At 50.8% G+C, this 14,453-nt stretch carries 14 protein-coding genes; 8 read left to right on the plus strand and 6 right to left on the minus strand.

Features of this window, described 5'->3' with window-relative positions; all coding sequences use genetic code 11:
* The first annotated feature begins 1 nt into the window (after position 1).
* From thrB to RGV86_RS16060, 3 genes are all read left to right on the plus strand, one after another.
* Positions 2-934 (plus strand): homoserine kinase, encoded by a 933-nt coding sequence (thrB, locus tag RGV86_RS16050; protein WP_000241673.1) that lies wholly within the window; start codon positions 2-4, stop codon positions 932-934.
* The gene (thrC, locus tag RGV86_RS16055) at positions 935-2,221 is read left to right on the plus strand and encodes a threonine synthase (protein ID WP_000781060.1); all 1,287 of its coding nucleotides are present in this window, start codon (positions 935-937) and stop codon (positions 2,219-2,221) included. It begins immediately after the preceding gene.
* A 213-nt stretch (positions 2,222-2,434) separates the two neighbouring features.
* Positions 2,435-2,758 (plus strand): DUF2502 domain-containing protein, encoded by a 324-nt coding sequence (locus RGV86_RS16060; RefSeq protein WP_032224357.1) that lies wholly within the window; start codon positions 2,435-2,437, stop codon positions 2,756-2,758.
* 38 nt (positions 2,759-2,796) lie between these two features.
* On the opposite strand, the gene yaaA is transcribed toward RGV86_RS16060, so the two are convergent.
* Positions 2,797-3,573 carry a peroxide stress protein YaaA gene (gene yaaA, locus RGV86_RS16065; protein ID WP_000906161.1) on the minus strand — a complete coding sequence of 259 codons (777 nt, stop codon included), beginning with the start codon at positions 3,571-3,573 and terminating at the stop codon, positions 2,797-2,799.
* Between the two features lie 69 nt (positions 3,574-3,642).
* Entirely contained in the window at positions 3,643-5,073 is a 1,431-nt protein-coding gene (locus RGV86_RS16070; RefSeq protein ID WP_085460297.1) for an alanine/glycine:cation symporter family protein, read from the minus strand.
* A 279-nt stretch (positions 5,074-5,352) separates the two neighbouring features.
* On the opposite strand from RGV86_RS16070, the gene tal reads away from it, so the two are divergent.
* Both tal and mog read left to right on the plus strand, forming a co-directional pair.
* Positions 5,353-6,306: a transaldolase gene (tal, locus tag RGV86_RS16075; RefSeq protein WP_000130187.1), complete on the plus strand. Its 954-nt coding sequence runs from the start codon at positions 5,353-5,355 to the stop codon at positions 6,304-6,306.
* A 114-nt stretch (positions 6,307-6,420) separates the two neighbouring features.
* Complete coding sequence (mog, locus tag RGV86_RS16080) at positions 6,421-7,008, plus strand: molybdopterin adenylyltransferase (RefSeq protein ID WP_024212610.1); 588 nt, start codon at positions 6,421-6,423, stop codon at positions 7,006-7,008.
* Positions 7,009-7,041: 33 nt separating this feature from the next.
* Here mog and satP read toward each other — a convergent pair whose 3' ends face one another.
* From satP to RGV86_RS16095, 3 genes are all read right to left on the minus strand, one after another.
* On the minus strand, positions 7,042-7,608 hold the full coding sequence (satP, locus tag RGV86_RS16085) for an acetate uptake transporter (RefSeq protein WP_000528538.1): 567 nt from the start codon (positions 7,606-7,608) through the stop codon (positions 7,042-7,044).
* A gap of 148 nt (positions 7,609-7,756) precedes the next feature.
* Positions 7,757-8,470: an acidic protein MsyB gene (gene msyB / locus RGV86_RS16090; protein ID WP_001102347.1), complete on the minus strand. Its 714-nt coding sequence runs from the start codon at positions 8,468-8,470 to the stop codon at positions 7,757-7,759.
* Between the two features lie 26 nt (positions 8,471-8,496).
* Positions 8,497-8,901, minus strand: a complete 405-nt coding sequence (locus RGV86_RS16095; protein WP_000835566.1) for a DUF2541 family protein — start codon at positions 8,899-8,901, stop codon at positions 8,497-8,499.
* A 375-nt stretch (positions 8,902-9,276) separates the two neighbouring features.
* Between RGV86_RS16095 and dnaK the strand changes: the two genes are divergently transcribed.
* On the plus strand, positions 9,277-11,193 hold the full coding sequence (gene dnaK, locus RGV86_RS16100; RefSeq protein WP_000516135.1) for a molecular chaperone DnaK: 1,917 nt from the start codon (positions 9,277-9,279) through the stop codon (positions 11,191-11,193).
* A gap of 88 nt (positions 11,194-11,281) precedes the next feature.
* Entirely contained in the window at positions 11,282-12,412 is a 1,131-nt protein-coding gene (gene dnaJ, locus RGV86_RS16105) for a molecular chaperone DnaJ (protein ID WP_001118464.1), read from the plus strand.
* Between the two features lie 106 nt (positions 12,413-12,518).
* Here dnaJ and mokC read toward each other — a convergent pair whose 3' ends face one another.
* Positions 12,519-12,671 (minus strand): type I toxin-antitoxin system toxin MokC, encoded by a 153-nt coding sequence (gene mokC, locus RGV86_RS16110; protein ID WP_000809168.1) that lies wholly within the window; start codon positions 12,669-12,671, stop codon positions 12,519-12,521.
* 584 nt (positions 12,672-13,255) lie between these two features.
* Here mokC and nhaA point away from each other — a divergent pair.
* Positions 13,256-14,422: a Na+/H+ antiporter NhaA gene (gene nhaA, locus RGV86_RS16115; protein WP_085460299.1), complete on the plus strand. Its 1,167-nt coding sequence runs from the start codon at positions 13,256-13,258 to the stop codon at positions 14,420-14,422.
* The last annotated feature ends 31 nt before the right edge of the window (positions 14,423-14,453 follow it).

Raw genomic sequence — 14,453 nt, forward strand, 5'->3', positions numbered from 1 at the left:
CATGGTTAAAGTTTATGCTCCGGCTTCCAGTGCCAATATGAGCGTCGGGTTTGATGTGCTTGGCGCGGCGGTAACGCCTGTTGATGGCGAGTTGCTTGGGGATGTGGTGACGGTTGCGGCGGCAGAGACATTCAGCCTCAACAACCTTGGACGCTTTGCCGACAAGCTACCGTCAGAACCACGAGAAAATATCGTTTATCAGTGCTGGGAGCGTTTTTGCCAGGAGTTGGGCAAGCAAATTCCAGTGGCGATGACCCTGGAAAAGAATATGCCGATCGGTTCTGGTTTAGGTTCCAGCGCCTGTTCGGTGGTCGCGGCACTGGTAGCGATGAATGAACACTGCGGCAAGCCACTTAATGACACCCGTTTGCTGGCTTTGATGGGCGAGCTGGAAGGACGTATCTCCGGCAGCATTCATTATGACAACGTGGCACCGTGCTTTCTTGGTGGTATGCAGTTGATGATCGAAGAAAATGGCATCATCAGTCAGCAAGTGCCGGGGTTTGATGAGTGGCTGTGGGTGCTGGCGTATCCGGGGATTAAAGTCTCGACAGCAGAAGCTCGAGCTATATTACCGGCGCAGTATCGCCGCCAGGATTGCATTGCGCACGGGCGACATCTGGCGGGCTTCATTCACGCCTGCTATTCCCGTCAGCCTGAGCTTGCCGCGAAGCTGATGAAAGATGTTATCGCTGAACCCTACCGTGAACGTTTATTGCCAGGCTTCAGGCAGTCGCGGCAGGCGGTTGCGGAAATAGGCGCGGTAGCGAGCGGTATCTCCGGCTCCGGTCCGACATTGTTCGCTCTGTGTGACAAGCCGGATACCGCCCAGCGCGTTGCCGACTGGTTGGGTAAGAACTACCTGCAAAATCAGGAAGGTTTTGTTCATATTTGCCGGCTGGATACGGCGGGCGCACGAGTACTGGAAAACTAAATGAAACTCTACAATCTGAAAGATCACAACGAGCAGGTCAGTTTTGCGCAAGCCGTAACCCAGGGGTTGGGCAAAAATCAGGGGCTGTTTTTTCCGCACGACCTGCCGGAATTCAGCCTGACTGAAATTGATGAGATGCTGAAGCTGGATTTTGTCACCCGCAGTGCGAAGATCCTTTCGGCGTTTATTGGTGATGAAATCCCGCAGGAAATACTGGAAGAGCGCGTGCGCGCGGCGTTTGCCTTCCCGGCTCCGGTCGCCAATGTTGAAAGCGATGTCGGTTGTCTGGAATTGTTCCACGGGCCAACGCTGGCATTTAAAGATTTCGGCGGTCGCTTTATGGCGCAAATGCTGACCCATATTGCGGGTGATAAGCCAGTGACTATTCTGACTGCAACCTCCGGCGATACCGGGGCGGCAGTGGCTCACGCTTTTTACGGTTTACCGAATGTAAAAGTGGTTATCCTCTATCCACGCGGCAAAATCAGTCCCCTGCAAGAAAAGCTGTTCTGTACGCTGGGCGGCAATATTGAAACCGTTGCCATCGACGGCGATTTCGATGCCTGTCAGGCGCTGGTGAAGCAGGCGTTTGATGATGAAGAACTGAAAGTGGCGCTGGGGTTAAACTCCGCTAACTCCATTAACATCAGCCGTTTGCTGGCGCAAATTTGCTACTACTTTGAAGCTGTGGCGCAGTTGCCGCAGGAAGCGCGCAACCAGCTGGTTGTCTCGGTGCCGAGCGGTAACTTCGGCGATTTGACGGCAGGCCTGCTGGCGAAATCTCTTGGCCTGCCGGTGAAGCGTTTTATTGCTGCGACCAACGTGAACGATACCGTGCCGCGTTTCCTGCACGACGGGCAGTGGTCGCCAAAAGCCACCCAGGCGACGTTATCCAACGCGATGGACGTGAGTCAGCCGAACAACTGGCCGCGCGTGGAAGAGTTGTTTCGCCGCAAAATCTGGCAACTGAAAGAGCTGGGTTATGCGGCGGTGGATGATGAAACCACGCAACAGACGATGCGTGAGTTAAAAGAGCTGGGCTATACCTCAGAACCGCACGCTGCTGTGGCTTACCGTGCGCTGCGTGACCAGTTGCATCCAGGCGAATATGGTCTGTTCCTTGGCACCGCACATCCGGCGAAGTTTAAAGAGAGTGTGGAAGCGATTCTCGGTGAATCGCTGGCGCTGCCAAAAGAGCTGGCAGAACGAGCTGAATTACCGCTGCTTTCTCATAATCTGCCCGCCGATTTTGCCGCGTTGCGCAAGCTGATGATGAATCATAAGTAGTATCCATTAATTTCCTGAAAATGGCCGGGCTTGCGTTTATGCAGTTCGGCTTTTTTATGGAGAAAACATGAGAAAAATCGACAGAAAAAAAGGAGAAATTTTCAATAAATGCGGTAACTTAGCTCTTTGAATTGTAGAGAATGACAACGGGGATTCTTTTACCGTAAGCTCCTGATATCGGCCCATAACTGGCAATGATAAAAGGAGTCACCTGTGAAAAAGATGCAACCTATCTTACTCGCACTTTCCCTGATTCTGGTCGCTCCTATGGCAGCGCAGGCTGGGGAAATAATGCTAGTACCATCAGTGAAATTACAGATTGGCGATCGCGACCACCGTGGTTACTACTGGGATGGCGGTTACTGGCGTGACCGTGACTGGTGGTATCGAAATTATGAATGGCGAGACAATCGCTGGCACCCACACGGAGCGCCGCGTCATAATTGGTATAATGATCATCGAAATGATCACCGTGGAGATCATCGACACGATCACGGCGGCGATCATCGTCCGGGTCCGGACAGGCACCATCGGTAAATACAAATGCCGGATGACCTCCGGCATTTACCGCAAACTTAACGCAGTTCGTAGCGTTTAAACACCAGTTCGCCATTGCTGGAACTGGCTTCATCGAAGAAGTAACCTTCACTATTAAAACCAGTCAGTTGCTCTGGTTTGGTCAGGCGATTTTCAATAATAAAACGACTCATCAGGCCACGCGCTTTCTTAGCGTAGAAGCTAATAACCTTAAACTTACCGTTCTTCTCATCGAGGAACACCGGCTTGATAATCTCAGCATTCAGTTTCTTCGGTTTCACTGATTTAAAATACTCATCTGACGCCAGATTAATCACTACCTGATCGCCTTGCGCTTCGAGCGCCTCGTTCAGCTTGTTTGTGATCACATCACCCCAGAATTGGTACAGATCTTTACCCCTGGCGTTCTCAAGACGAATACCCATCTCCAGACGATATGGCTGCATTAAATCAAGTGGGCGCAGTACGCCATACAAACCGGAAAGCATACGCAGGTGCTGCTGGGCAAAAGCGAAATCTTCTTCACTGAAGGTTTCGGCCTGCAAACCTGTGTAGACATCGCCTTTGAACGCCAGAATCGCCTGTCGGGCATTCTCCGGGGTGAAATCTGGCTGCCAGTCTTGAAAGCGAGCGGCGTTGATACCCGCCAGTTTGTCACTGATGCGCATCAGCGTGCTAATCTGCGGGGGCGTCAGCTTCCGCGCTTCGTGAATAAGCTGCTGAGAGTTGTCTAACAGCTCCGGCAACGTATAGCGCGTGGTAGCCAACGGGCTTTGATAATCAAGCGTTTTCGCAGGTGAAATCAGAATCAGCATATCCAGTCCTTGCAGGAAATTTACAGCGACTGTAGCAAAAAAAGCGGATGAATTGATCGATAGTTGTGATTAGTCCCGCGAAACATCATCCCACGTATCAGGCGCGAGTTGCTGGTCGATATCCGGGTAGCGCAGCGGATCAAACACCGGACGCACACCAAGTTTGCGCTGGCGAAGATAATCACTGGCAATGGTATGCACTACCGGAGAGAGCAGCAAAATAGCGGTCAGATTAGTGATAGCCATACACGCCATAATAATATCAGCCAGTTGCCACATCATGGGCAGACTAAGTAACGTGCCACCAATCACGGTGGTAAAGATGCAGATACGCAGGCACCAGATCGCTTTGGGGCTGTTCAGGCGTAAAAAGAAAAGATTATTTTCTGCATAAATGTAATTGGCAACGATGGAGCTGAAGGCAAACAGAATTACCACGATTGTGACAAACTCTGCTCCCCAGGAACCCATTAGTGCTCGCATCGCTTTCTGGAGAAGTTGTATACCCTCCAGCGGCATATAGGTTGTACCGTTTCCGGCCAGTAATATCAGCATGGCGCTCGCCGTGCAGATGACCAGGGTGTCGATGAAAATGCCGATCATCTGGACAATGCCTTGCGCAGCCGGATGCGGCGGCCAGGATGCCGCTGCCGCTGCTGCATTTGGTGTCGAACCCATTCCCGCCTCATTAGAAAACATACTGCGCTGAAAGCCGTTTGTAATCGCCTGACTCAGGGTGTAACCCGCCGCACCGCCTGCCGCTTCCTGCCAGCCAAAGGCGCTTTCAAAAATAGACCAAATGACGTGAGGAAGTTGCTCGATATTCATCGCACAAATGGCCAGACTGGTGAGTACCCAGATTAATGCCATCGCAGGGACAAACCATTGCATCAGTCGGGCTACGCCATGAATACCGTGGGTTATCGCCAACAGAGTAAAGACGGCGAGAATGATGCCAGTTACTAATGGTGGAACATCAAACGCAAAATTCATCGCGCGGGCAACGGCGTTTGCCTGAACACCGCTGAAAATCAATCCGTAGGCAATGAGCAAAAAGATAGCGAATAGCACGCCCATCCAGCGCATCCCCAATCCACGTGCCATATACCATGCTGGACCACCGCGAAACTGCCCATTAGCGTCACGTTCTTTATAAAGCTGGGCAAGGGAACATTCTGCAAAAGAGGTTGCCATGCCGATAAACGCGGCAATCCACATCCAGAAGATAGCCCCGGGGCCACCGGCAGTAATGGCCAACGCAACACCTGCGAGGTTACCGCTGCCGACGCGCGCGGCAAGACTAGTGCACAGTGACTGAAAAGAGGTTAAGCCACCCGGTTGGGGATGAACGCTATTTTTGAGACTTTTGCCAAACTGGCGAATGTAGCGAAACTGAACGAATCCGGTGCGAAAAGTGAACCAGCAACCTGCACCGAAGAGCAGGTAGATCATCACTGATCCCCATAGTACATTGTTAATAAAAGAGAAAAAATCAGGCATTCGTATCCCTCTTGTCGCCGGCACGCGGTTACATTCCTGTGTAAACGTTACCAATTGATTAAGAATTATATACGATGTGCATTGGTAGATAACGCCTGTGTAGCATACTCGAGTTTTTGTTTAAAAATGGCGAGCGATATCAACGCAGTGTCAGAAAACTTAAACAGTCTCGCCGGGCTATAACCCTCTCGTCTGCGGTTGCGCTGTCGTTGCGTCGTGATATCATCAGGGCAGACCGGTTACATCCCCCTAACAAGCTGTTTAAAGAGAAATACTATCATGACGGACAAATTGACCTCCCTTCGTCAGTACACCACTGTAGTGGCCGACACTGGGGACATCGCGGCAATGAAGCTGTATCAACCGCAGGATGCCACAACCAACCCTTCTCTCATTCTTAACGCAGCGCAGATTCCGGAATACCGTAAGTTGATTGATGATGCTGTCGCCTGGGCGAAACAGCAGAGTAACGATCGCGCGCAGCAGATTGTGGACGCGACCGACAAACTGGCAGTAAATATTGGTCTGGAAATCCTTAAACTGGTTCCGGGCCGTATCTCCACTGAAGTTGATGCGCGTCTTTCTTATGACACTGAAGCGTCAATTGCGAAAGCAAAACGCCTGATCAAACTCTACAACGATGCGGGTATCAGCAACGATCGTATTCTGATCAAACTGGCGTCTACCTGGCAGGGTATCCGTGCTGCGGAACAGCTGGAAAAAGAAGGCATCAACTGTAACCTGACCCTGCTGTTCTCCTTCGCTCAGGCGCGTGCTTGTGCGGAAGCGGGCGTGTTCCTGATTTCTCCGTTCGTTGGTCGTATTCTGGATTGGTACAAAGCGAATACCGATAAGAAAGAGTACGCTCCGGCAGAAGATCCGGGCGTGGTTTCTGTATCTGAAATCTACCAGTACTACAAAGAGCACGGTTATGAAACCGTGGTTATGGGCGCAAGCTTCCGTAACATCGGCGAAATTCTGGAACTGGCAGGCTGCGACCGTCTGACCATCGCACCGGCACTGCTGAAAGAGCTGGCTGAGAGCGAAGGGGCTATCGAACGTAAACTGTCTTACACCGGCGAAGTGAAAGCGCGTCCGGCGCGTATCACCGAGTCTGAGTTCCTGTGGCAGCACAACCAGGATCCAATGGCAGTAGATAAACTGGCGGAAGGTATCCGTAAGTTTGCTGTTGACCAGGAAAAACTGGAAAAAATGATCGGCGATCTGCTGTAATCATTCTTAGCGTGACCGGGAAGTCGGTCACGCTACCTCTTCTGAAGCCTGTCTGTCACTCCCTTCACAGTGTATCATTCTGTTTAACGAGACTGTTTAAACGGAAAAATCTTGATGAATACTTTACGTATTGGCTTAGTTTCCATCTCTGATCGTGCATCCAGCGGCGTTTATCAGGATAAAGGCATCCCTGCGCTGGAAGAATGGCTGACATCAGCACTGACAACCCCCTTTGAACTGGAAACCCGCTTAATCCCCGATGAGCAGGCGATCATCGAGCAAACGTTGTGTGAGCTGGTGGATGAAATGAGTTGCCATCTGGTACTCACTACGGGAGGGACTGGGCCGGCGCGCCGTGACGTGACGCCTGATGCGACGCTGGCAGTAGCTGACCGCGAGATGCCGGGCTTTGGTGAACAGATGCGCCAGATTAGCCTGCATTTTGTACCAACCGCGATCCTTTCGCGTCAGGTGGGTGTGATTCGCAAACAGGCACTGATCCTTAACTTACCCGGTCAGCCTAAGTCCATCAAAGAGACGCTGGAAGGTGTGAAGGATGCTGAGGGTAACGTCGTGGTGCACGGTATTTTTGCCAGCGTACCGTACTGCATTCAGTTGCTGGAAGGGCCATACGTTGAAACGGCACCGGAAGTGGTAGCGGCATTCAGACCAAAGAGTGCAAGACGCGAAGTTAACGAATAAAAAAATCCCCCCGAGCGGGGGGATCTCAAACAATTAGTGGGATTCACCAATTGGCAGAACGGTGCGGCCAAACTGCTCGTTCAGCACTTCACCCATCGCCAGATAGATTGCGCTGGCACCGCAGATCAAACCAATCCAGCCGGCAAAGTGGATGATCGCAGCATTACCGGCAATGTTACCGATCGCCAGCAGAGCAAACAGCACGGTCAGGCTAAAGAAAACGAATTGCAGAACGCGTGCGCCTTTCAGCGTGCCGAAGAACATAAACAGCGTAAATACGCCCCACAGACCCAGGTAGACACCAAGGAACTGTGCATTTGGCGCATCGGTCAGACCCAGTTTCGGCATCAGCAGAATCGCAACCAGCGTCAGCCAGAAAGAACCGTAAGAGGTGAATGCGGTTAAACCGAAAGTGTTGCCTTTTTTGTACTCCAGCAGACCAGCAAAAATTTGCGCGATGCCGCCGTAGAAAATGCCCATGGCAAGAATAATACCGTCCAGAGCGAAATAACCCACGTTGTGCAGGTTAAGCAGAATGGTGGTCATGCCGAAGCCCATCAGGCCCAGCGGTGCCGGATTAGCCAACTTAGTGTTGCCCATAATTCCTCAAAAATCATCATCGAATGAATGGTGAAATAATTTCCCTGAATAACTGTAGTGTTTTCAGGGCGCGGCATAATAATCAGCCAGTGGGGCAGTGTCTACGATCTTTTGAGGGGAAAATGAAAATTTTCCCCTGTGTCAGGTATCAGGGCTGAGTGGCGCTAATCATTCGTCGCAGACAGGCGATTTGTAACACCGCTGGAATTGTCACCCGAAAGGCAGTGCCGCTAACGGCTTTAACCCCATTTAATGCTGCACCCACCGGCCCTCCCAGACCCGCACCGCGTAGCAGACCATGCCCAAGTACGCTCATCGCTGCGTGGGTACGCAAAATGCGGGTCAGCTGGCTGGAAAGCAGATGCGACACGCCTTTGGCCAGTTGCTTGTCTTTCATCAATAACGGCAGCAGCTCTTCCAGTTCGTTAACCTTCGCGTTGACGGTCTGCAAAAACTCCTTTTTATGCGTCTCGTCCATTTTCTTCCAGGTGTTGCGCAGAAAATGTTCGAGTAACTGTTGCTCTATTTCAAAGGTAGACATCTCTTTATCGGCTTTCAGTTTCAGCCGTTTGGAGACGTCGAGTAAAATAGCGCGATACCGTTTGCCGTGTCCGCGCAGTTTGTTAGCGATGCTATCGCCGCCGAAATGTTGTAATTCCCCGGCAATTAGCTGCCAGTTGCGGCGATGCTGCTCTGGATGCCCTTCCATCGATTTAAACAGTTCGTTGCGCATTAATACGCTGGACAGGCGGGTTTTGCCTTTTTCATTATGAGTGAGTAAGCGGGTAAAGTTTGCCAGCTGTTCTTCGCTGCAATGCTGTAGAAAATCTAAGTCCGAATCATGTAGATAATTGACGTTCATGTCATTGTGGCTTCTGTATTAAAAGATTAGTCGTCGCCGATAATTTTCAGCGTGGCCATATCCGATGAGTTCACCGTATGACCGGAAAAGGTGATTTTTGACACGCAGCGTTTGTTGTCGTTATCGCTGTTAATGTTGATCCAGCCGGTGGTTTGCCCTTCTTTGATTTCAGCCGGAATGTTCAGGCTTTGGCTGGCGCTACGGGCTGCTTTGAAATAAACCGACGCGGCGCTTAACTGTAAATCGCCATGATCGGCAGTGAGTTGTATGCGTTTTACAATGCGGCAAACGGGGAGTTTCAACGTCAGATCGTTGGTTTCGTTACGCGGCATGGCAATGACGCCGAGGATTTTATGGTCGTTGGCCTGCGCGGTGCAGCACAGCATCAGGCCGAGCACGAGGGTGGCGGAAATCATAAAAATGGATTTCATGAAGATTCTCTTAGCGGGGAGCAGTCGGGGGAAGAATAGCCACTAGTTTACTGCTGACGAAAAGAAGATTCAGGTGCGTAATCTTTTCTTTTTATTACAATTTTTTAGTGAATGATTTGTGTGAAATTCATTTTTTACGTGAATATTATTGCTCCCTTTTTTTCACTTCTTCCGGCATATCGTGAAATTTCTGCGCAAAAGCACAAAAAATTTTTGCATCTCCCCCTTGATGACGTGGGTTACGACCCCATTTAGTAGTCAACCGCAGTGAGTGAGTCTGCAAAAAAATGAAATTGGGCAGTTGAAACCAGACGTTTCGCCCCTATTACAGACTCACAACCACATGATGACCGAATATATAGTGGAGACGTTTAGATGGGTAAAATAATTGGTATCGACCTGGGTACTACCAACTCTTGTGTAGCGATTATGGATGGCACCACTCCTCGTGTGCTGGAGAACGCCGAAGGCGATCGCACCACGCCTTCTATCATTGCCTATACCCAGGATGGTGAAACTCTGGTTGGTCAGCCGGCTAAACGTCAGGCAGTGACGAACCCGCAAAACACCCTGTTTGCGATTAAACGCCTGATTGGCCGCCGCTTCCAGGACGAAGAAGTACAGCGTGATGTTTCCATCATGCCGTTCAAAATTATTGCTGCTGATAACGGCGACGCATGGGTCGAAGTTAAAGGCCAAAAAATGGCACCACCGCAGATTTCTGCTGAAGTGCTGAAAAAAATGAAGAAAACTGCAGAAGATTACCTGGGCGAACCGGTAACTGAAGCAGTTATCACCGTACCGGCATACTTTAACGATGCTCAGCGTCAGGCAACCAAAGACGCAGGCCGTATCGCTGGTCTGGAAGTAAAACGTATCATCAACGAACCGACCGCTGCTGCACTGGCTTACGGTCTGGACAAAGGTACTGGCAACCGTACTATCGCGGTTTATGACCTGGGTGGTGGTACTTTCGATATTTCTATTATCGAAATCGACGAAGTTGACGGCGAAAAAACCTTCGAAGTTCTGGCAACCAACGGTGATACCCACCTGGGTGGTGAAGACTTCGACAGCCGTCTGATCAACTACCTGGTTGAAGAATTCAAGAAAGATCAGGGCATTGACCTGCGCAACGATCCGCTGGCAATGCAGCGCCTGAAAGAAGCGGCAGAAAAAGCGAAAATCGAACTGTCTTCCGCTCAGCAGACCGACGTTAACCTGCCGTACATCACCGCAGATGCGACTGGTCCGAAACACATGAACATCAAAGTGACTCGTGCAAAACTGGAAAGCCTGGTCGAAGACCTGGTGAACCGTTCCATCGAGCCGCTGAAAGTTGCTCTGCAGGATGCTGGCCTGTCCGTATCTGATATCGACGATGTTATCCTCGTTGGTGGTCAGACTCGTATGCCGATGGTTCAGAAGAAAGTTGCTGAGTTCTTTGGTAAAGAGCCGCGTAAAGACGTTAACCCGGACGAAGCTGTGGCAATCGGTGCTGCCGTTCAGGGTGGTGTACTGACTGGCGACGTGAAAGACGTACTGCTGCTGGACGTTACCCCGCTGTCTCTGGGTATCGAAACCATGGGCGGTGTGATGACGACGCTGATCGCGAAAAACACCACTATCCCGACCAAGCACAGCCAGGTGTTCTCTACCGCTGAAGACAACCAGTCTGCGGTAACCATCCACGTGCTGCAGGGTGAACGTAAACGTGCTGCTGATAACAAATCTCTGGGTCAGTTCAACCTGGATGGTATCAACCCGGCTCCGCGCGGTATGCCGCAGATCGAAGTTACCTTCGATATCGATGCTGACGGTATCCTGCACGTTTCCGCGAAAGACAAAAACAGCGGTAAAGAGCAGAAGATCACCATCAAGGCTTCTTCTGGTCTGAACGAAGATGAAATCCAGAAAATGGTACGCGACGCGGAAGCTAACGCCGAAGCAGACCGTAAGTTTGAAGAGCTGGTACAGACTCGCAACCAGGGCGACCATCTGCTGCACAGCACCCGTAAGCAGGTTGAAGAAGCAGGCGACAAACTGCCGGCTGACGACAAAACTGCTATCGAGTCTGCGCTGACTGCACTGGAAACTGCTCTGAAAGGTGAAGACAAAGCCGCTATCGAAGCGAAAATGCAGGAACTGGCACAAGTTTCCCAGAAACTGATGGAAATCGCCCAGCAGCAACATGCACAGCAGCAGACTGCCGGTGCTGATGCTTCTGCAAACAACGCGAAAGATGACGATGTTGTCGACGCTGAGTTTGAAGAAGTCAAAGACAAAAAATAATCGCCCTATAAACGGGTAATTATACTGACACGGGCGAAGGGGATTTTCCTCTCCGCCCGTGCATTCATCTAGGGGCAAATCAAAAAAAATGGCTAAGCAAGATTATTACGAGATTTTAGGCGTTTCCAAAACAGCGGAAGAGCGTGAAATCAAAAAGGCCTATAAACGCCTGGCCATGAAATATCACCCGGACCGTAACCAGGGTGACAAAGAGGCCGAGGCGAAATTTAAAGAGATCAAGGAAGCTTATGAAGTTCTGACCGACTCGCAAAAACGCGCGGCATATGATCAGTACGGTCATGCGGCATTTGAGCAAGGCGGCATGGGCGGCGGCGGTTTTGGCGGCGGCGCAGACTTCAGCGATATTTTTGGTGACGTTTTCGGCGATATTTTTGGCGGCGGACGTGGTCGTCAACGTGCGGCGCGTGGTGCTGATTTACGCTATAACATGGAGCTCACCCTCGAAGAAGCTGTACGTGGCGTGACCAAAGAGATCCGCATTCCGACTCTGGAAGAGTGTGACGTTTGCCACGGTAGCGGTGCAAAACCAGGTACGCAGCCGCAGACCTGTCCGACCTGTCATGGTTCTGGTCAGGTGCAGATGCGCCAGGGCTTCTTTGCCGTGCAGCAGACCTGTCCGCACTGTCAGGGGCGCGGTACGCTTATCAAAGATCCGTGCAACAAATGCCATGGTCATGGTCGTGTTGAGCGTAGCAAAACGCTGTCCGTTAAAATCCCGGCAGGGGTGGACACTGGAGACCGCATCCGTCTTGCGGGCGAAGGTGAAGCAGGCGAGCATGGCGCACCGGCAGGCGATCTGTACGTTCAGGTTCAGGTTAAACAGCACCCGATTTTCGAGCGTGAAGGCAACAACCTGTATTGTGAAGTCCCGATCAACTTCGCTATGGCGGCGCTGGGCGGCGAAATCGAAGTGCCGACCCTTGATGGTCGCGTCAAGCTGAAAGTGCCTGGCGAAACCCAGACCGGTAAGTTGTTCCGTATGCGCGGTAAAGGCGTTAAGTCTGTTCGCGGCGGTGCACAGGGCGATTTGCTGTGTCGCGTTGTCGTCGAAACGCCGGTAGGTCTGAACGAGAAGCAGAAACAGCTGCTGCAAGAGCTGCAAGAAAGCTTCGGTGGCCCAACCGGCGAGCACAACAGCCCACGCTCGAAGAGTTTCTTTGATGGCGTGAAGAAGTTTTTTGACGACCTGACTCGCTAATTTTCCCAAAGGCCTGCCCGTGGGCAGGCCAGGGTAAAAAAAATAGGGTGCGTTGAAGATATGCGGGCACCTGTAAAGTGGCGGGGATCGCTCCCCGCCGTTGCTCTTACTCGGATTCGTAAGCCGTGAAAACAGCAACCTCCGTCTGGCCAGTTCGGATGTGAACCTCACAGAGGTCTTTTCTCGTTACCAGCGCCGCCACTACGGCGGTGATACAGATGACGATCAGGGCGACTATCATCGCCTTATGCTGCTTCATTGCTCTCTTCTCCTTGACCTTACGGTCAGTAAGAGGCACTCTACATGGGTCTGCATATAGGGGGCCTCGGGTTGATGGTAAAATATCACTCGGGGCTTTTCTCTATCTGCCATCCAGCTAATGCCTGAGACAGACAGCCTCAAGCACCCGCCGCTATTATACTGCTCTCTTTAATCCATTCTGTTTTATCGATTCTAATCCTGAAGACGCCTCGCATTTTTATGGCGTAATTTTTTTAAGGATTCAATTAGTTAACTTTGATTTAGCTTTTTATTGCGATTATTGACGATAAATTGGAGATATTTGAAATATCGCCTTAACAAACAGCTCCGGTTTATTGCAAATTAATTATTACTTATTCCGAATAAACCCCTCAGAAATCTTGACATTAAGCTATGATTATCAGGGCTTGAGGTCATCAGCCACCGCTTTCGGGCGCCAAAAACACTCCCTCTGCTGGTGACGCAATCTTCTTTATAGATCGTTAAAAGCGAATTATTCCTACACTATAATCTGATTTTAACGATGATTCGTGCAGAGTAAAATAGTAAAAACGATCTATTCACCTGAAAGAGAAATAAAAAGTGAAACATCTGCATCGATTCTTTAGTAGTGATGCCTCGGGAGGCATTATTCTCATCATTGCCGCTGTTCTGGCGATGATTATGGCCAACAGCGGTGCAACCAGTGGATGGTATCACGACTTTCTTGAGACGCCGGTTCAGCTGCGGGTAGGTTCTCTTGAAATCAATAAAAACATGCTGTTATGGATAAATGACGCGCTAATGGCGATATTTTTCCTGTTAGTTGGTCTGGAAGTTAAACGCGAGCTGATGCAAGGATCGCTGGCCAGTTTGCGCCAGGCTGCGTTTCCGGTTATTGCCGCAATCGGCGGGATGATTGTCCCGGCATTGCTCTATTTGGCCTTTAACTACGCCGATTCTATCACTCGTGAAGGGTGGGCAATCCCGGCGGCGACTGATATTGCCTTTGCCCTCGGTGTCCTGGCGTTATTGGGAAGTCGTGTACCATTAGCACTGAAGATCTTTTTGATGGCGCTGGCTATTATCGACGATCTTGGAGCCATCATTATCATCGCCTTGTTTTACACTAATGACTTGTCAATGGCCTCTCTTGGCGTTGCAGCTGTAGCAATTGCGGTGCTCGCGGTGCTGAACATTTGTGGTGTTCGCCGCACGGGAGTTTATATTCTGGTCGGCGTGGTGTTGTGGACTGCAGTGTTGAAATCAGGCGTCCACGCAACGCTGGCAGGCGTCATTGTCGGTTTCTTTATTCCATTGAAAGAGAAGCATGGTCGTTCTCCGGCGAAGCGCCTGGAGCATGTATTGCATCCGTGGGTGGCTTATCTGATTTTGCCGTTGTTTGCTTTTGCCAATGCCGGCGTTTCTCTGCAAGGCGTGACGCTGGATGGCCTGACCTCCATCCTGCCATTAGGGATCATCGCCGGTTTGCTGATTGGCAAGCCGTTGGGTATTAGTTTGTTCTGCTGGCTGGCGCTGCGTTTGAAACTGGCGCATTTGCCGGAGGGAACCACTTATCAGCAAATTATGGCGGTTGGTATCCTGTGCGGTATCGGTTTTACTATGTCTATCTTTATCGCCAGCCTGGCTTTTGGTAGCGTAGATCCAGAACTGATTAACTGGGCGAAATTGGGCATTCTGGTTGGCTCAATCTCTTCGGCGGTAATTGGATATAGCTGGTTACGCATTCGTTTACGTCCATCAGTTTGACAGGACGATGTTCCGGGGAGCCATAAATGGC

Origin of the sequence: Escherichia ruysiae (assembly GCF_031323975.1) — a bacterium.
Taxonomy (GTDB): domain Bacteria; phylum Pseudomonadota; class Gammaproteobacteria; order Enterobacterales; family Enterobacteriaceae; genus Escherichia; species Escherichia ruysiae.